General features: G+C 62.8%; 10 protein-coding genes, 2 tRNA genes and 3 rRNA genes. 9 read left to right on the top strand and 6 right to left on the bottom strand.

The window, feature by feature from the left end; genetic code table 11:
* The first annotated feature begins 126 nt into the window (after positions 1-126).
* Positions 127-549, top strand: coding sequence for a rhodanese-like domain-containing protein (locus QTH86_RS14100; protein ID WP_286646850.1), 423 nt, complete (start codon positions 127-129; stop codon positions 547-549).
* 22 nt (positions 550-571) lie between these two features.
* On the opposite strand, the gene lysM is transcribed toward QTH86_RS14100, so the two are convergent.
* Positions 572-1042 carry a peptidoglycan-binding protein LysM gene (gene lysM, locus QTH86_RS14095; RefSeq protein ID WP_286646849.1) on the bottom strand — a complete coding sequence of 157 codons (471 nt, stop codon included), beginning with the start codon at positions 1040-1042 and terminating at the stop codon, positions 572-574.
* Positions 1043-1171: 129 nt separating this feature from the next.
* Between lysM and QTH86_RS14090 the strand changes: the two genes are divergently transcribed.
* Positions 1172-1945, top strand: coding sequence for a type III pantothenate kinase (locus QTH86_RS14090; protein WP_286646848.1), 774 nt, complete (start codon positions 1172-1174; stop codon positions 1943-1945).
* Positions 1946-1954: 9 nt separating this feature from the next.
* Here the strand turns inward: QTH86_RS14090 and QTH86_RS14085 are convergent, their stop codons facing one another.
* Genes QTH86_RS14085 through QTH86_RS14075 form a run of 3 tightly spaced genes read right to left on the bottom strand, consistent with a single transcriptional unit; the run spans position 1955 to position 5532 of the window.
* On the bottom strand, positions 1955-3049 hold the full coding sequence (locus tag QTH86_RS14085) for a M14 family metallopeptidase (protein ID WP_286646847.1): 1095 nt from the start codon (positions 3047-3049) through the stop codon (positions 1955-1957).
* Positions 3046-4248, bottom strand: a complete 1203-nt coding sequence (locus QTH86_RS14080) for a M20 aminoacylase family protein (RefSeq protein WP_286646846.1) — start codon at positions 4246-4248, stop codon at positions 3046-3048. Before QTH86_RS14080 ends, QTH86_RS14085 begins: the two co-directional genes overlap by 4 nt.
* Positions 4249-4305: 57 nt before the next feature.
* Positions 4306-5532, bottom strand: coding sequence for a glycerophosphodiester phosphodiesterase (locus tag QTH86_RS14075; RefSeq protein ID WP_286646845.1), 1227 nt, complete (start codon positions 5530-5532; stop codon positions 4306-4308).
* 101 nt (positions 5533-5633) lie between these two features.
* Here QTH86_RS14075 and QTH86_RS14070 point away from each other — a divergent pair, with 101 nt between their 5' ends.
* The gene (locus QTH86_RS14070; RefSeq protein ID WP_286646844.1) at positions 5634-6866 is read left to right on the top strand and encodes a M20/M25/M40 family metallo-hydrolase; all 1233 of its coding nucleotides are present in this window, start codon (positions 5634-5636) and stop codon (positions 6864-6866) included.
* A gap of 16 nt (positions 6867-6882) precedes the next feature.
* On the top strand, positions 6883-8115 hold the full coding sequence (locus QTH86_RS14065; RefSeq protein ID WP_286646843.1) for a DUF445 domain-containing protein: 1233 nt from the start codon (positions 6883-6885) through the stop codon (positions 8113-8115).
* A gap of 17 nt (positions 8116-8132) precedes the next feature.
* Here QTH86_RS14065 and QTH86_RS14060 read toward each other — a convergent pair whose 3' ends face one another.
* Together QTH86_RS14060 and QTH86_RS14055 are read right to left on the bottom strand one after the other, a co-directional pair.
* Entirely contained in the window at positions 8133-9881 is a 1749-nt protein-coding gene (locus QTH86_RS14060; protein ID WP_286646842.1) for a phospholipase D family protein, read from the bottom strand.
* An 86-nt stretch (positions 9882-9967) separates the two neighbouring features.
* Complete coding sequence (locus QTH86_RS14055) at positions 9968-11866, bottom strand: ATP-binding cassette domain-containing protein (protein WP_286646841.1); 1899 nt, start codon at positions 11864-11866, stop codon at positions 9968-9970.
* Positions 11867-12442: 576 nt separating this feature from the next.
* Here QTH86_RS14055 and QTH86_RS14050 point away from each other — a divergent pair.
* The 5 genes from QTH86_RS14050 to rrf all read left to right on the top strand — a co-directional run bounded on the left by QTH86_RS14050 (position 12443) and on the right by rrf (position 17666).
* Positions 12443-13977 (top strand): 16S ribosomal RNA (locus QTH86_RS14050).
* Between the two features lie 70 nt (positions 13978-14047).
* A tRNA-Ile gene (locus tag QTH86_RS14045) sits at positions 14048-14124 on the top strand.
* Between the two features lie 27 nt (positions 14125-14151).
* Positions 14152-14227 (top strand) — tRNA-Ala (locus QTH86_RS14040).
* Between the two features lie 323 nt (positions 14228-14550).
* A 23S ribosomal RNA gene (locus QTH86_RS14035) occupies positions 14551-17426 on the top strand.
* A 127-nt stretch (positions 17427-17553) separates the two neighbouring features.
* A 5S ribosomal RNA gene (rrf, locus tag QTH86_RS14030) occupies positions 17554-17666 on the top strand.
* Together the 16S, 23S and 5S rRNA genes with 2 tRNA genes alongside form the textbook arrangement of a ribosomal RNA operon.
* Positions 17667-18074: the final 408 nt, after the last annotated feature.

The following is an 18074-nucleotide window of genomic DNA, read 5'->3' as shown; positions in this document are numbered from 1 at the left end:
GCGTGGTTTCGGGTGAACCGGCGACGAAGTCTGCAAGCACATGTTGCCGAGGCTTCGTAGCGCGAAGGGAAAACGATCCGTGTGAAGATGCGCGACGCAATCAACCCAGCACATTCGAGGACAGAGATGGCGTCATCCCCAGCGAACTTCACCCCTGCCGACGGCTACGCCGGCGATGTCACCCCCGAGCAGGCCGCACAGTGGGTGGCCAGCGGCCAGGCCGTGCTGATCGATGTGCGCAGCGACGCCGAACGCGAGTGGGTGGGCTACGTGCCGGGCGCGGTGCCGCTGGCGTGGAAGCAGTGGCCGGGCATGGCGATGAACCCGGCCTTCGACGAGGGCCTGCGTGCTGCCGTGCCGACGGGCGGCAAGGCCGTGCTGCTGTGCCGCAGCGGGGTGCGCTCGATCGCGGCCGCCAAGCGCGCGACCGAGCTGGGCATCGAGGCCTACAACATCCTCGAAGGTTTCGAGGGCAATCCCGATGCGGACGGCCACCGCGGCCGCACGGGAGGGTGGCGTTTTCGCGGCCTGCCCTGGAAGCAGAACTGAAGCGCTGCCGCGCCGGCGGTCTTCACTTCAACGGCGGAATGCGCAGCTTCTGGCCCGGGTAGATCTTGTCCGGATGCGTGAGCATCGGCTTGTTCGCTTCGAAGATCGCGTTGTACTTGTTGGCGTCACCGTAGTACTTCTTCGAGATGGCCGACAGCGTGTCGCCCCGCACCACGTCGTGGTACTGCGCGGCCGGCGCTTCGGGGGCCACCAGCTGGTTGTCGACGCTGGTCACGTTGGCCACGTTGCCGGCGGCCAGGCCGGCCTTCTCGCTCGCCTCCTGCGACGGCGCCTTGCCCGACAGCGTGACCACGCCGGTGGCACCCGCGTACGCGACGATCAGGTCGGTGAGCCCGAGGTTCTGGGTCTCGATGTAGGTCTTGATGGCGGCCGACGCCGCCGCGTCGGGGTTGGCGCCCGGCTCGGCCGCATGCGCCGACGAACCGCCGAACAGCTTCTCTCCCGCTTCCTTGATGAAACTCAGCAGACCCATGGTTGTTCTCCTTCGTGTGGTGATGAAGGGGCACTGTAAGCACGCCTGCCGCACCGAGGCGTAGGCGCCAGGCGCATGCTTGCAAGCAAGGGTAAGCACGTGTCCGGGCAAACTCGCAAATAATCCGCCATGACCTTCCTCGCCATCGACATCGGCAACACGCGGCTCAAGTGGGCGCTCTATGCAGCGGGGCGACCGGGCGCCGAGCTGCTGGCGAGCGGCGCCGAATTCCTCGACCACATCGAGCGCCTGGCCGAGGGCCCGTGGGCCGATTTGCCATCACCGACGGCCATGCTCGGCTGCGCGGTGGCAGGCGACGCGGTACGGCGCCGCGCCGAGGAGCAGGTGTTCGAGCGCTTCGATTGCCCGGCGCGCTGGGTGGTGTCGAGCGCCGCCGAAGCCGGCGTGATCAACGGCTACGACCACCCCACGCGCCTGGGTGCCGACCGCTGGGTCGCGATGATCGGCGCGCGCCATCGCATGCTGTCGCAGGGGCCGGCGCGGCCCATGGTGGTGGTGATGATCGGCACCGCGGTCACGGTCGAGGCCATCGACGTGCACGGCAAGTTCCTCGGCGGCCTGATCCTGCCGGGCCACGGCATCATGCTGCGCGCGCTGGAGTCGGGCACCGCCGGCCTGCACGTGCCGACCGGCGAGGTGCGCGAGTTCCCGACCAACACCAGCGACGCGCTGACCAGTGGCGGCACCTACGCCATCGCCGGTGCCGTGGAGCGCATGCGCCAGCACGTCCGGGCGCATTGCGGCACCGAGCCCGCCTGCTACATGACCGGCGGTGCCGGCTGGAAGATGGCGCCGTCGATGGTGAGCCCCTTCGAGCTGGTCGACGGGCTCATCATGGACGGGCTGCTGGTGATCGCCGAGGCGCGCGCGGCGGCCGGCTGACGTCGAGGCTCAGGCCTTCGACAGGCCATCCACGGCCTGGAACATCGCCTGGCGTGCCTGGCTGATGACCTGGCCCTTCCAGCCGTCGGTGTCGGTGTAGAAGGCATCGCGCATGCGCGCCTGGATCGCGTCCGCCAGCTCCGGCGCCGCGTCCGGGTGCTGGTGCAGCCAGTGGTCGGCGCGCAGCGCACCCATCACCTCGAGGATCGGTTCCGTGCCGTATTCGAGCGCGATGCCGGTGTACTCGGCGTGCGGGCACTCGTCGTAGATCACCCCCCAGTTCAGGCCGGTGAGCAGCGCCGAGGTGGACGAACCGTCGTAGATCGACGTCACCGCCGTCTCGCCGCCCCACCAGGCGTTCGCTCGCGCATAGGCGGCCGCGTCGTCGCGGCCGGCGAAGATGCGCTCGCCGTGCCCGTTCGGGCCGAGGCCGGTGTGCAGGTCGATCCAGGCGAGCTTAGCCGCCTGCTGCGCATGCTTTTGCAGCACCTGCCGCAGCGTGCGGTTGCTCCAGGTCGGGGCCTTGCCGCCGAAGAAGAGGCCGTCGTCGAACTGGTACTGGCCGCCGGAGATCGCCGCCTGGTAGGCCGGCACGCCATGCGACGCGATCCAGCCGTCGATCTCGGCCTGGTTCCTGGGCGAAGGCGGCCAGGCCTTGGGCAGCAGCAGCGGGTGCAGTTCGGCATAGGCCGCGTTGACCGGCAGCGGCTGCGTGAAGTCCATGAAGTTGCGGTTAAGGTCGACGTTTTCATGGGTCACGCGCCGGCCGTACGAAAAGCCGTGCGGATTCAGCGCGTGCACGTAGAGCACGCCCACCCCGGCCGCGCGCGCCTTCTCGCGCCACTCGGTGTCGTGCAGCGCGAACACCTGCACGCCGCTGCCGCAGTGGCCCTCGATGCCGTGGCAGGCGCTGGTCACCAGGAGCAGCTGCCGCGCGTTGGCCGGGCCGTCGTAGGCCACGTCCATCGCGAGCTCTTCGCCGTCCCGTCCCTTGAGCGGATGCGGATGCGTGTCGACCGTGAGGCCCGCGGCGACGCAGCCCTGCAGGAACTTGCGGCGCGCCAGCGCATAGCTGGGCGAAAAGGCCTCGGCGACGCCGATCACACGCCGGTCCTGCCGGGCTTCAGGAACTGCTCGGCCAGTTCGACCCAGCAGGTCGCGCCCAGCGGAATCAGGTCGTCGTTGAAGTCATAGCTCGCGTTGTGCAGCGTGCACGGGCCGCCGCCGTGGTGCATGTCGCGGTGCGCGCCGTCGCCATTGCCGATGAAGGCATAGGCGCCGGGCTTGGCCTGCAGCATGAAGGAGAAGTCCTCGGCCGTCATCGCGGCTTCCTGCGGCAGCACGTTGTCGGCGCCGACGATGCCGGCCATCACGGCACGGGCGAAGTCGGCTTCGGCGGCGGTGTTGATGGTCGGCGGGTAGTTGCGGTGGAAGTAGAAGTCGACTTCGGTGTCGTGGGCCGCGCCGATGTGCTCGGCGATCTGCTTCATGCGGCGCTCGATCAGGTCGAGCACCTCGAGGGAGAAGGTACGCACCGTGCCCTGCAGTTCGCAGATGTCGGGGATCACGTTGGTGGCCTCGCCGGCATGGATCATCGTGACGGAGATCAGGCCCGTGTCGGTCGGCTTCTTGTTGCGCGTGAGGATGGTCTGGAAGGCCTGCACCATCTCGCACGCCACCGGCACCGGGTCGATGCCGGTGTGCGGCAGCGCGGCGTGGCCGCCCTTGCCGTGGATCGTGATCTTGAACTCGTTGCTCGACGCCATGGCCGGGCCGGGGCTCACGGCGAACTGGCCGGCCTTCATGCCGGGCCAGTTGTGCATGCCATAGACCGCGTCCATCGGGAATTTCTCGAACAGGCCATCCGCGATCATCTCGCGGGCACCGCCGCCGCCTTCTTCGGCCGGCTGGAAGATCAGGTAGACCGTACCGTCGAAATTGCGGTGCTTGGCCAGGTGCTGGGCGGCCGCCAGCAGCATGGCGGTGTGGCCGTCATGGCCGCAGGCGTGCATCTTGCCCTGGTGCTGGCTGGCGTGCGCGAAGGTGTTGAGCTCGGTCACCGGCAGCGCGTCCATGTCGGCGCGCAGGCCGATGGCCCGGGAGCTGGTGCCGTTCTTCACGATGCCGACCACCCCGGTGGTGCCGAGGCCGCGGTGGATCGGGATGCCCCACTCGGTCAGCTTGGCCGCGACGATGTCGGCGGTGCGGACTTCCTGGAAGCAGAGTTCGGGGTGGGCATGCAGGTCGCGTCGGATCGAGGCGATGCCGGCAGCCTGGGTGACAAGCGAATCGATGAGTTTCATGGGGCACAGTCTAGGCGTGGGCCATCAAGCCCGCAAAGAACGTGCCCATGCCGCAGCTCAGCGTCCGGTTTCCTTCAGCCAGGTGGCCCGCGCCGCCAGGGCGGTGTCGGTGAAATCGGTGAAGACGCCGTCCACGCCCAGGCGGTAGAAGGCGATGTACTCGTTCTTCGGGTCGCCCTGGTAGTCGCGGGCCAGCCGGCGCGACTCGTTGCGGAAGGTGAAGGGGTGCACGAAGAGCCCGGCCCGGTGCGCGTCGGCCACCAGGGTGGTGGGCGTGGCCGAGGTGGCGTCCGCGTCGTTGATCTTGCCGTCGGCGTTCACGTCGACCGGCTTGCCGTCAGCGCCGATCGTGCCCTTGATGCTCACGATGTAGCGCTTCCAGGGGCCGATGCCGTCGGCGTAGGTGGCGATCTCCGCCAGGCCGGCCGGCGTCACCATCACGTCGAAATTGCGCCGGTCGCCGGCCTTGGTCCATTCGTAGGGCCGGTCGACCGGCACCGCATAGGTCATGGCGCCGGTGCGCATGTCGATGCCGTCGCCGTCGATCAGCTGGATCAGCTTGGTCTTCAGGCCCTTGGCCTTCATGTACTTCAGGCTGCCCGGCTCGAAGGACTGCACGTAGACCGGTGCCGTCTTGCTGTTCCAGCCGGCGGCCTCGAGGATGGCGATCAGCTTGTCTTCCAGCGGCAGGCCGAGGTCGCGGAACCAGGTCGGGTTCTTGGTTTCGGGGTAGATCGCGATGGTGCGGCCGGTCTCGCGCGACTTGGCCTTGGCGAGGTCGACCACCTCCTGGAAGGTCGGCACCTTGAAGCGGCCGTTGAACTGCTGCGGCCGCTCGGCGTCGGTCGAGATGGCGCCCAGGGTGCGCAGCTCGGCCAGGGTGAAGTCCTGCACGAACCAGCCGGTCTGCGTCTCGCCGTCGACCTGCATCGTCTTCTTGCGCGACGCGAACTCGGGGTGCTTCGCCACGTCGGTGCTGATCATCAGGTTGGGGTCGTGTCGGGTGACGAGCACGCCGTCCTTGGTGGACAGCAGGTCCATCTCGATCACGTCGGCGCCCAGTTCGATGGCGCGGGCGTAGGCTTCCAGCGTCTCTTCCGGCAGCTGGCCCGAGGCGCCGCGGTGCGCGACCACCAGCGGCGGCTTGCCGTCGAGCGTGGGCAGGGCGGTCGGCGTGCGCGGCGTCGTGCACGCGGCCAGGCCGAGCGTGGCGAGCACCGACAGGGCCCACCACGGGGCGGGGCGAAGGGTCCGTGTGAGGCAGCCGCTGGTCGAAGGCGTCATGGCGTGATCCCGGTGGTAGTGAACGAAGGGCCAGCCTACACCGTGTCGATGACAGATGGCCAGGCGGACCACCTGTGCGCACTTCCGGGGACAATGGCCGCATGTCACTCTTCCTTTCCGCCCGCAGCCTCGAACTGGCCCAGACCCTGGTGCGCATGAACACGGTCAGCGCCAACAGCAACCTGGAACTGATCGGCTTCGTGCGCGACCAGCTCGCCGCGCTCGGCGTGCGCAGCCGCCTGACCTACAACGCCGACAAGACCAAGGCGAACCTGTTCGCCACGCTCGGCACCGGCAAGCGCAGCGGCATCATCCTGTCGGGCCACACCGACACGGTGCCGTGGGACGGGCAGGACTGGAGCATCGACCCGCTGTCGGCCATGGTCCAGCACTGGCCCTCCGAAGGCGGCGGCCCGGTACCGGCCGGCCCGCACGACGAGCTCGCCGCCCTGGGCAGCCCGCGCCTGTACGGCCGCGGCGCCGCCGACATGAAGGGCTTCATCGCCGTGGCGCTGGCGAACGCCGAGGCCTTCCTGGAAAGCAACGCGCCCTTCGCGGTGCATTTCGCCTTCAGCTACGACGAAGAGGTGGGCTGCTTCGGCGTGCGCGAGCTGATCGCCGACATGAAGGAGCAGAACATCCAGCCGATGGCCTGCATCATCGGCGAGCCCACCAGCATGGTGCCGGCCATCGCCCACAAGGGCGTGTACCGCTACCGCTGCTGCGTGCGCGGCAAGGAGGCGCATTCGTCGCTCACGCCGCAGTCGGTCAATGCCATCGAGATGGCCGCGCGCGTGGTCGGCAAGGTGCGCGACATGGCCGAAGGCTTCGAGCAGAACGAGCGCCGCTACGACGGCTTCGACGTGCCCTTCAGCACCGCCAGCGTCGGCCAGTTCCATGGCGGCATCGCCGACAACGTGGTGCCGCGCGACGCCGAGTTCCGCTACGAATTCCGCAACCTGCCGACCGCCGACGCGCAGCAGATGCAAAAGGAGGTGCTGGCCTACGCCGGCCGGCTCGAGGTGCCGATGAAGAAGGTGGCCGCCGACACGGGCTTTCGCTTCGAGACGATCTGCGAGGTGCCCAGCTTCCTCGGCTCGGCCACCGACCCCATCACGAAGCTGGCTCAGCGCCTGTCGGGCGAGCAGGGCACCACGCTGGTGGCCTTCGGCACCGAGGCGGGTCTCTTCAAGGGCGCGGGCATCCCGACCGTGGTGTGCGGCCCCGGCAGCATCACCCAGGCGCACCAGCCCGACGAGTACGTGACGCTCGAGCAACTCGCGCGCTGCGAGGTCTTCCTGCAGGGCCTGGCCCACACGCGCAGCCTGCCGTGAGGCGCTCCGGGTTCCGATGAGCGTGATGAAGCGCGTCGCGCTCGGCCTGCTGTGCGGCGCCGCGGTGCTGTACGGTGTGGCCCACGCGTTGGAGGCGCGGCACCCGGCCTGGGGCTACGTCGCGGCCTTTGCCGAAGCGGCGATGGTCGGCGCCATCGCCGACTGGTTCGCGGTGGTGGCGCTGTTCCGGCATCCGCTGGGCCTGCCGATTCCGCACACGGCCATCATTCCGGCCAACAAGGACCGCATCGGCGCCAAGCTGGCGGGCTTCATCCTCGACAACTTCTTGAGCACGCCGCAGGTGCTGGCCAAGCTGCGCGAGTTCGACCCGGCGGCGCGCCTGGCGAACTGGCTGGCCGAGCCGGCGCACGGCGAGCGCCTTGGCCAGCATGCGGTGGCTGCGGTGCGCTACGGGCTGAGCGCCTTCGACGACGAGCGGGCACGCGCCTTCGTCGGGCGCGCCGCCGCCGCCGGGCTGGCGCAGGTCGACGTGTCGCGCCTGCTGGGCCAGTCGCTGGACGCGCTCACTGCCGGCGGGCGGCACCAGGCGCTGCTCGACGACGTGCTGACGCAGGTGGCCGATGTGATGCAGGGCGAGACGGTGCAGGAGCACATCACCGAGGCGATCGCGCGCGAGATCAAGACGCTGCGCTACGTCGGGCTCGACCAGGTGGCTGCCCGTGCCGCGACGCGCAAGATCGTGTCAGCCCTGGTGAACACGCTCGGCGACGTGGCGGCCGAGCCGGGCCACCCGCTGCGGCTGCGCTTCGACGGCTTCATGGCGGACTTCGTCGAGCGGCTGAAGTCCGACCCCGACTTCCGCGCGCGCGGGGAGGCGATCCGCGCCGAGTTGCTGGCGCACCCCGCGCTCACCGACTACCTGCACGGGCTGTGGGACACGCTGCTGGACTGGCTGCACGACGACCTCGCACGCGACGACTCGAGCATCCGCCGGCGCATCGCCGCGCTGGCCGGCTCGATGGGCGCACGCCTGCAGCAGGACGAGCCCTTCCGCCGCTGGATCAACGAGCAGATCACCGAAGCCGCGCCGGTGGCCATCGCCCGCTACCGCGAGGACATCCGGCGCTACATCGTCGAGCGGGTTGCGCAATGGAACGCGCAGGAAATGACGGATGAGCTCGAGCGCCACATCGGCCGCGACCTGCAGTTCATCCGCATCAACGGCACCCTGGTCGGCGGGCTGGTCGGGCTGCTGATCCACACCGTGACGCAGGCGCTGGCGGCCTGACGCCGACGCAGCGGTCGCTACAGCAATTCGTCGGGCGCGAGCGGGCCGAAGAGCTTGAGCAGCAGGCGCAGGCCGACACTGGCGTCCGGCTCGGTGCGGGTGTCGGCCAGCCCGCTGCCCGGCGGCGCACGCCAGACCAGGCCGCCGTCGGCCTGTTCGACGTGCCAGGCGCCGGTCTGCATGACGCTGTCGATCTGCGCGATCGCGGCGCGCGACAGTTCGGCGCTGCGGATCAGCAGGGCGAGTTCGGTGTTCTGCAACTGCGAGCGCAGGTCCAGGTTCATCGAACCGACCACCAGCAGCCGGCCATCCATCACGAGCACCTTGGAATGCAGCATCGAGCGCGATTCGCCCGTGGCGCTCGCGCCGGAGGCACCGAGGGCGCTGCCCAGGCCCGCCTGTTCGCTGCGCATCTCGTACAGTGCGACACCCATCGCCAGCAGCTCTTCGCGGTGCCGGGCATAGCCGACGTGCGCGATGGGGGCATCGTTGGACGCCAGCGAGTTGGTCAGCACCCGTACCCGCACGCCGCGCGCGCGGGCGGCGGCGAAGGCGCGTTTCATGTCCGGTCCGGGGACGAAGTAAGGCGAAATGATGGTCAGGTCCTTCTGGGCCTGGTCGATCAGCTGCAGCAGGCCCGACACCACGGTCTCACCACCGTCCGCGCTCGCCGAGGCGTCTTCCAGGGCCGACAGGCGACGGGCGCCGTCGGCGCTGCGCGCCCGCGTCACCACCAGCGCGGGGGATGGCGAGGTGTCCGGCGGGCTGTCCGATTCGGCGGCGATCTTGGCGGGCTTGTCGGCCAGCATCACCGCCGGCGCCCAGACGAAGGTGACCGTGCGCAGGTCGAGCGGCTTCTCGTCCCAGGCGGCGGCGCGTTGCGCCTCCGTCGGCCCGGCGTCGGAGGGCCGGGGTTCGCCGTCCGGCGGCTTGGCGCCGTCGGCGTTGCCGTCACGCTCCTGCTGGGCAGCCGTCGCGGCGCGCGCCTGGTCACGCATCTTCAGAAGCTCTTCGCGCGACACGAGGGACTGCACGGGGTAGGCGCGCTCGTTGTTCCAGTAACTGTCGAAGCTGCGCGACATGTCCTGGACGATCGGGCCGGCGGCGAGCACGTCGACGTCGACGAAGTTGCCGGTCTGCGCGATGCCGAAATAGGCGTCGCCCAGGTTGCGGCCCCCGGTCACGCCCATGGCGTTGTCGGCGATGAAGAGCTTGTTGTGCATGCGCTGCTGCACCCGGTCGAAATCACCGAGGGCGTTGAACATGCGCCCCACGGACGAGCCGCGCGCACCGGCCACCGGGTTGAACATGCGCATCTCGATGTTCGGCTCGAAGGCCAACTGCATGACCAGCGCATTGCGGCCGGTGCTGTGGAAGTCGTCGAGCAGCACCCGCACGCGGACGCCGCGCCGGGCCGCGTCCACCACCCCGCGCAGCAACCGGCCGGTGCTCGCGTCGGCATGGATGGCGTAGTACTGGAGGTCGAGCGTCTTCTGGGCGGCTTCGATCAGCGCCAGCCGGCTGCCATAGGCGGCGGCGGGTCCGTTGAGAAGCACGAAGCCCGAATCGAAGCGGGCCCGTTCTGCTCCGCGCCGTTGCTGCACCAGGGCGCCCAGCGGGGTCTCGGCTGGTACGGCGAGTGCGTTGGAGACCGGGCGCTCGACGTCCTTGGGCAATTGGGCGCAGCCGACCGCCAGGAACAGCGGAAGCAGCAGCGCCAGTGCGCCGATGCGGAGGGGGCGACTGAAGACGCGAGAAAACGGCATGCGGTGGTTCCAGCGGTGAGGGGCTGTGTGTATAGCGCACGCCGCGCGCGGCCGTCGTCGGACGGCGGCCGATGCTGCATCGGCGTTCAGCGCGTTGCGCCGAGTGCTTCCTGCCGTTCGAGCGCGGCGAGCAGTTCCTCGTCGATGCGGGCGTGGCGCTCGGCCAGGGCGGCGGCGTGGGTCGCATCGCTCGCGTAGATGGCGCCGCCGTCGAGGGCCAAGGTCTCGTTGATGCGTTGCTGCTCTTCTTCGAGCGCGGCGATGGTGGTCGGCAGGGCATCGAGTTCGCGCTGCTCCTTGTAGCTGAGCTTCTTGCGCATGCCGGCGGGGCGGGTGTCGGCCGCTGCGGGCGGCGCTGGCACGGGCGCTGCCGCGACGGACGGTGCGGCAGCCGCGCGCTGCTCGGCGATCTCGCGGGCGCGCTTGGACTGGGTCAGCCAGTCCTGCACGCTGCCTTCGTATTCGCGCCAGTGGCCGTCGCCTTCATAGGCGATGGTGCTGGTCACAACGTTGTCCAGGAAGGTCCGGTCATGGCTGACCAGGAAGACGGTGCCGTCGTAGCTCTGGAGCAGGTCCTCGAGCAGCTCGAGCGTGTCGATGTCCAGGTCGTTGGTGGGCTCGTCGAGCACCAGCACATTCGCAGGGCGGGCGAAGAGGCGAGCCAGCAGCAGCCGGTTGCGCTCGCCGCCGCTGAGGGAGCGCACGGGCGAATTGGCCCGGGCCGGGGAGAAGAGGAAGTCGCCCAGGTAGCTCTTCACATGCTTGCGCTGCTTGCCGATCTCGATCCACTCGCTGCCGGGGCTGATGAAGTCTTCCAGGGTGGCGTCGAGATTCAGCGCCTCGCGCATCTGGTCGAAATAGGCGACCTGCAGGTTGGTGCCGCGGCGGATCTTGCCGCTATCGGGCTCGAGTTGGCCGAGGATGAGCTTCAGCAGGGTGGTCTTGCCCGCGCCGTTCGGGCCGAGCAGGCCGATCTTGTCGCCGCGCAGGATGGTGCCGCTGAAGTTGCGGATCACGGTCTTCGGGCCGAAGGACTTGGTCGCGTCCGTCAATTCGGCAACGATCTTGCCGCTGGACTGGCCACTGGCCACGTCCATATTGACGCTGCCCTGTACCTCGCGCCGGCTCGCACGGCTGGCGCGCAGCGCCTCCAGACGGCCGATGCGGCTCTGGCTGCGGGTACGGCGGGCTTCCACGCCCTTTCGGATCCAGATCTCCTCCTGCGCCAGGAGCTTGTCGGCCTTGGCGCTGATCACCGCTTCCTGGGCGAGCTGCTCTTCCTTCTGCAAGAGGTATTGCGCGAAGTTGCCGGGGTAGGAGTTCAGCTTGCCCCGGTCCAGCTCGACGATGCGGGTGGCGACGCGGTCGAGAAAGCTCCGGTCGTGGGTGATCGTGATCACGCTGCCCTTGAAGTCGATCAGCAGTTCTTCCAGCCACTCTATGGAATCGAGGTCCAGGTGGTTGGTCGGCTCGTCGAGCAGCAGAACGTCCGGGGCGGCCACCAGGGCCTGTGCCAGCGCCACGCGCTTGCGCGTACCGCCGGAGAGCGACCCGACGCGGGCATCGCGGTCGAGGTGCAGGCGGTGGAGCGTCTCTTCGACACGCTGCTCCCAGTTCCAGGCATCGAAGGCCTCGATCTGGGACTGGAGGGCATCCAGGTCGAGTCCCTCCGCACCCGAGAGGTAGAGGTCCCGCACGGCGATGACCGAGGCCAGTCCCGCACTGGCGGCGGTGAAGACATCCGCATCCATGTCCAGTACGGGCTCCTGCGCCACATAGGCGACGCGCAGGTTCTGCTGCAGCTGCAGGGTGCCATCGTCTGTCTTCTCCAGGCCCCCCAGGATCTTGAGGAGCGATGACTTGCCGGCGCCATTGCGGCCGATGAGGCCGATGCGTTCCGAGGCGAGAAGAGAGAAGTCCGCATGATCGAGCAGCGGGACGTGACCGAACGCGAGTTGCGCGTCGAGGAGTGTGATGAGTGCCATGTGACACGGATTATCCAAGGGGCGCCAAGTGCGGTGAGGGGCCGCCCAGATAGGCTACCGGTGCTGAACCGCAACTTTTCTTGCGAAGGGACTTGCCGGGTCGGAACCTTGGCATATACTCGTGGGCTTCGCTCAATACGCAGCAACTGTTGCGTGGTGGCAAGGAGGGCCGGATGGTCTTTATGCAGAGCGAAGAAAGAGCCAGAAAAAAGTTGACGAGGTTGTGAAAACCGAGTCATAATCGAAGGCTCCGCTGAAACGGATTCGCAGCGTCTCTTCACTGAGGCGCTGACCAACGAAGAAGTTGAAAGCGAAAAAAGTTTGACGCTTCTTCAAAAAGCGTGTTAGACTACAAGGCTTCGCTGATCGCAGCAAAGCAAACGAAGTAAACGCAAAGTTGCTTCGGAGTTCGTTAAAAATCTACAGCCGATAAGCGTGGGCGTTTGAAGGTAATTGCCAAGTTCTTCGGAACAAGTCGCAAGACTTTAAACGCTCATGAGAATAGAAGTGAAGTTCACTTCAATTCCGTTTTTGTGAGTTTTGCTCGACCGCGAGGTCGGGCGCAAAATCAAGATCGAACTATAGAGTTTGATCCTGGCTCAGATTGAACGCTGGCGGCATGCCTTACACATGCAAGTCGAACGGCAGCACGGGAGCAATCCTGGTGGCGAGTGGCGAACGGGTGAGTAATACATCGGAACGTGCCCAATCGTGGGGGATAACGCAGCGAAAGCTGTGCTAATACCGCATAAGATCTACGGATGAAAGCAGGGGATCGCAAGACCTTGCGCGAATGGAGCGGCCGATGGCAGATTAGGTAGTTGGTGAGGTAAAGGCTCACCAAGCCTTCGATCTGTAGCTGGTCTGAGAGGACGACCAGCCACACTGGGACTGAGACACGGCCCAGACTCCTACGGGAGGCAGCAGTGGGGAATTTTGGACAATGGGCGAAAGCCTGATCCAGCCATGCCGCGTGCAGGATGAAGGCCTTCGGGTTGTAAACTGCTTTTGTACGGAACGAAAAGTCTCTTTCTAATAAAGAGGGATCATGACGGTACCGTAAGAATAAGCACCGGCTAACTACGTGCCAGCAGCCGCGGTAATACGTAGGGTGCAAGCGTTAATCGGAATTACTGGGCGTAAAGCGTGCGCAGGCGGTTATATAAGACAGTTGTGAAATCCCCGGGCTCAACCTGGGAACTGCATCTGTGACTGTATAGCTAGAGTACGGTAGAGGGGGATGGAATTCCGCGTGTAGCAGTGAAATGCGTAGATATGCGGAGGAACACCGATGGCGAAGGCAATCCCCTGGACCTGTACTGACGCTCATGCACGAAAGCGTGGGGAGCAAACAGGATTAGATACCCTGGTAGTCCACGCCCTAAACGATGTCAACTGGTTGTTGGGTCTTCACTGACTCAGTAACGAAGCTAACGCGTGAAGTTGACCGCCTGGGGAGTACGGCCGCAAGGTTGAAACTCAAAGGAATTGACGGGGACCCGCACAAGCGGTGGATGATGTGGTTTAATTCGATGCAACGCGAAAAACCTTACCCACCTTTGACATGTACGGAATTCGCCAGAGATGGCTTAGTGCTCGAAAGAGAACCGTAACACAGGTGCTGCATGGCTGTCGTCAGCTCGTGTCGTGAGATGTTGGGTTAAGTCCCGCAACGAGCGCAACCCTTGTCATTAGTTGCTACATTTAGTTGGGCACTCTAATGAGACTGCCGGTGACAAACCGGAGGAAGGTGGGGATGACGTCAAGTCCTCATGGCCCTTATAGGTGGGGCTACACACGTCATACAATGGCTGGTACAAAGGGTTGCCAACCCGCGAGGGGGAGCTAATCCCATAAAACCAGTCGTAGTCCGGATCGCAGTCTGCAACTCGACTGCGTGAAGTCGGAATCGCTAGTAATCGTGGATCAGAATGTCACGGTGAATACGTTCCCGGGTCTTGTACACACCGCCCGTCACACCATGGGAGCGGGTTCTGCCAGAAGTAGTTAGCTTAACCGCAAGGAGGGCGATTACCACGGCAGGGTTCGTGACTGGGGTGAAGTCGTAACAAGGTAGCCGTATCGGAAGGTGCGGCTGGATCACCTCCTTTCTGGAAACAGCAATTTAATTTAAACGCCCACACTTATCGGTTGTTGGAAGAAGTCGAGTCGATCGACAATGGGTCTGTAGCTCAGCTGGTTAGAGCACCGTCTTGATAAGGCGGGGGTCGTTGGTTCGAGCCCAACTAGACCCACCAAACTTCCAATGAACAACGTGGAGATCCGGGGGATTAGCTCAGCTGGGAGAGCACCTGCTTTGCAAGCAGGGGGTCGTCGGTTCGATCCCGTCATCCTCCACCACAACACGATACTTACATTCAACACCAAAGCGGCTTCGTGCTCATGCATGAGGCTTCTTTGTTGTTGATCGAGATCTCTTGATCAATCGGCTGTTCTTTAAAAATTCATAGAGTCGAATCAGCGTTGCTGATGGAAACTGCACATTCGTAAAGGTTTAGTGCAGACCGTGCCATCAGCAACATAGAATTTTTGATTGCGTCAAAAGAAACTTCAATTTCGAGTCAAATCGAATTTTGAATGTAACGGCATAACGCGTCAGGTGAAAGACCTGACATATTCCTTGAGATGATTTTGTAGTTTCGAAAGAAACGTCAAAGTTATAGGGTCAAGTGAATAAGAGCACGTGGTGGATGCCTTGGCAATGATAGGCGACGAAGGACGTGATAGCCTGCGATAAGCTTCGGGGAGCTGGCAAATTAGCTTTGATCCGGAGATTTCCGAATGGGGAAACCCACCTGCAAAGGTATCGCATAGTGAATACATAGCTATGCGAGGCGAACCGGGTGAACTGAAACATCTCAGTAGCTCGAGGAAAAGACATCAACCGAGATTCCGAAAGTAGTGGCGAGCGAAATCGGAGAAGCCTGCAAGTGATAGCACAAGACATAACGGAACAGTTTGGAAAGACTGGCCATAGCGGGTGATAGCCCCGTACGTGAAATGACCTGTGTGGTACTAAGCTTGCGACAAGTAGGGCGGGACACGAGAAATCCTGTCTGAATATGGGGGGACCATCCTCCAAGGCTAAATACTCATCATTGACCGATAGTGAACTAGTACCGTGAGGGAAAGGCGAAAAGAACCCCGGGAGGGGAGTGAAATAGATCCTGAAACCGCGTGCTTACAAAAAGTAGGAGCCTCGTAAGGGGTGACTGCGTACCTTTTGTATAATGGGTCAGCGACTTACATTCAGTGGCAAGGTTAACCGAATAGGGAAGCCGTAGAGAAATCGAGTCCGAATAGGGCGATCAGTCGCTGGGTGTAGACCCGAAACCAAGTGATCTATCCATGGCCAGGATGAAGGTGCCGTAACAGGTACTGGAGGTCCGAACCGACTAGTGTTGCAAAACTAGCGGATGAGCTGTGGATAGGGGTGAAAGGCTAAACAAACTTGGAAATAGCTGGTTCTCTCCGAAAACTATTTAGGTAGTGCCTCAAGTATTACCATCGGGGGTAGAGCACTGTTTTGGCTAGGGGGTCATGGCGACTTACCAAACCAAGGCAAACTCCGAATACCGATGAGTACAGCTTGGGAGACAGAGCACCGGGTGCTAACGTCCGGACTCAAGAGGGAAACAACCCAGACCGCCAGCTAAGGTCCCTAAAATTGGCTAAGTGGGAAACGAAGTGGGAAGGCTAAAACAGTCAGGATGTTGGCTTAGAAGCAGCCATCATTTAAAGAAAGCGTAATAGCTCACTGATCGAGTCGTCCTGCGCGGAAGATGTAACGGGGCTAAGCCAGTTACCGAAGCTGCGGATTTGCAATTTATTGCAAGTGGTAGGAGAGCGTTCTGTAAGCCTGTGAAGGTGCGTTGTAAAGCGTGCTGGAGGTATCAGAAGTGCGAATGCTGACATGAGTAGCGTTAAAGGGGGTGAAAAGCCCCCTCGCCGTAAGCGCAAGGTTTTCTACGCAACGTTCATCGGCGTAGAGTGAGTCGGCCCCTAAGGCGAGGCAGAGATGCGTAGCTGATGGGAAACAGGTCAATATTCCTGTACCGATATATAGTGCGATGTGGGGACGGATCTTAATAGGTCATCCAGTTATTGGATTATTCTGGTTTAGTTGGATGTAGGCGTGCATTAGGCAAATCCGGTGCACATATACCGAGGCCAACGATCGAGCGGACTTGTCCGTGAAGTGACTGAACGAGGTTCCAGGAAAAGCCACTAAGCTTCAGCTATATACGACCGTACCGCAAACCGACACTGGTGCGCGAGATGAGTATTCTAAGGCGCTTGAGAGAACTCAGGAGAAGGAACTCGGCAAATTGACACCGTAACTTCGGAAGAAGGTGTGCCCTATTAGTGTGTAGTGAACAACGAAGCATGAATGGGTTGCAAAAAATCGGTGGCTGCGACTGTTTATTAAAAACACAGCACTCTGCAAACACGAAAGTGGACGTATAGGGTGTGACGCCTGCCCGGTGCTGGAAGATTAAATGATGGGGTGCAAGCTCTTGATTGAAGTCCCAGTAAACGGCGGCCGTAACTATAACGGTCCTAAGGTAGCGAAATTCCTTGTCGGGTAAGTTCCGACCTGCACGAATGGCGTAACGATGGCCACACTGTCTCCTCCTGAGACTCAGCGAAGTTGAAATGTTTGTGATGATGCAATCTCCCCGCGGAAAGACGGAAAGACCCCATGAACCTTTACTGTAGCTTTGTATTGGACTTTGAACAGATCTGTGTAGGATAGGTGGGAGGCTTTGAAGCAGGGTCGCTAGATCTTGTGGAGCCAACGTTGAAATACCACCCTGGTGTGTTTGAGGTTCTAACCTAGGTCCATTATCTGGATCGGGGACAGTGCATGGTAGGCAGTTTGACTGGGGCGGTCTCCTCCCAAAGCGTAACGGAGGAGTTCGAAGGTACGCTAGTTACGGTCGGACATCGTGACGATAGTGCAATGGCATAAGCGTGCTTAACTGCGAGACTGACAAGTCGAGCAGATGCGAAAGCAGGACATAGTGATCCGGTGGTTCTGTATGGAAGGGCCATCGCTCAACGGATAAAAGGTACTCTGGGGATAACAGGCTGATACCGCCCAAGAGTTCATATCGACGGCGGTGTTTGGCACCTCGATGTCGGCTCATCTCATCCTGGGGCTGTAGCCGGTCCCAAGGGTATGGCTGTTCGCCATTTAAAGAGGTACGTGAGCTGGGTTTAAAACGTCGTGAGACAGTTTGGTCCCTATCTTCCGTGGGCGCTGCAGATTTGAGGAAGCCTGCTCCTAGTACGAGAGGACCGGAGTGGACACACCTCTGGTGTATCGGTTGTCACGCCAGTGGCATTGCCGAGTAGCTAAGTGTGGAAGAGATAACCGCTGAAAGCATCTAAGCGGGAAACTCGTTTCAAGATGAGATCTGCCGGGGCCTTGAGCCCCCTAAAGAGTCGTTCAAGACCAGGACGTTGATAGGTCAGGTGTGGAAGCGCAGTAATGCGTTAAGCTAACTGATACTAATTGCTCGTGCGGCTTGACCCTATAACTTTGATCAATCTGATCAAGGTGTTATGCCAAGTTGACGCATTCAAAATAATTCGCCAAAAGCTGATTCCAAACTCTATGAATTCGTTTGCTTGATCACAGATCAAGCTGACAACCCTTTATGCCTGATGACCATAGCGACGTGGTACCACTCCTTCCCATCCCGAACAGGACAGTGAAACGCGTCAGCGCCGATGATAGTGCGGGTTCCCGTGTGAAAGTAGGTCATCGTCAGGCTCTTACAGCCTAGAAAGCCCCAACCAGTCGGTTGGGGCTTTCTTATTTGTGTAGACACCTGAAAAGTGTGCCTGACCAGGTTCAGACGGCGAAGCCCGGAGGATTGGTCCGAGCAAGCGAAACGGGTGTCCAGTGGCCTCCGAGGTGCTCAGCATCGACGAGATCGCGAAGAGCCAGAAAAAAGTTGACGAGGTTGTGAAAACCGAGTCATAATCGAAGGCTCCGCTGAAACGGATTCGCAGCGTCTCTTCACTGAGGCGCTGACCAACGAAGAAGTTGAAAGCGAAAAAAGTTTGACGCTTCTTCAAAAAGCGTGTTAGACTACAAGGCTTCGCTGATCGCAGCAAAGCAAACGAAGTAAACGCAAAGTTGCTTCGGAGTTCGTTAAAAATCTACAGCCGATAAGCG

Origin of the sequence: Variovorax sp. J2L1-78, from assembly GCF_030317205.1 — a bacterium.
In the GTDB taxonomy this organism is placed as follows: domain Bacteria; phylum Pseudomonadota; class Gammaproteobacteria; order Burkholderiales; family Burkholderiaceae_C; genus Variovorax; species Variovorax arabinosiphilus.
Note: the sequence above shows the minus strand (reverse complement) of the source record. Positions and strands in the feature narration are given on the sequence as shown.

Bases quoted from the DNA above. Each gene is read 5' to 3' on its own strand.
- QTH86_RS14065 (WP_286646843.1), top strand. From the start codon at position 6,883: ATGAGCGTGATGAAGCGCGTCGCGCTCGGCCTGCTGTGCGGCGCCGCG.
- QTH86_RS14075 (WP_286646845.1), bottom strand. From the start codon at position 5,532: ATGACGCCTTCGACCAGCGGCTGCCTCACACGGACCCTTCGCCCCGCC.
- lysM (WP_286646849.1), bottom strand. From the start codon at position 1,042: ATGGGTCTGCTGAGTTTCATCAAGGAAGCGGGAGAGAAGCTGTTCGGC.
- QTH86_RS14060 (WP_286646842.1), bottom strand. From the start codon at position 9,881: ATGCCGTTTTCTCGCGTCTTCAGTCGCCCCCTCCGCATCGGCGCACTG.
- QTH86_RS14080 (WP_286646846.1), bottom strand. From the start codon at position 4,248: ATGAAACTCATCGATTCGCTTGTCACCCAGGCTGCCGGCATCGCCTCG.
- QTH86_RS14055 (WP_286646841.1), bottom strand. From the start codon at position 11,866: ATGGCACTCATCACACTCCTCGACGCGCAACTCGCGTTCGGTCACGTC.
- QTH86_RS14100 (WP_286646850.1), top strand. From the start codon at position 127: ATGGCGTCATCCCCAGCGAACTTCACCCCTGCCGACGGCTACGCCGGC.
- QTH86_RS14090 (WP_286646848.1), top strand. From the start codon at position 1,172: ATGACCTTCCTCGCCATCGACATCGGCAACACGCGGCTCAAGTGGGCG.
- QTH86_RS14070 (WP_286646844.1), top strand. From the start codon at position 5,634: ATGTCACTCTTCCTTTCCGCCCGCAGCCTCGAACTGGCCCAGACCCTG.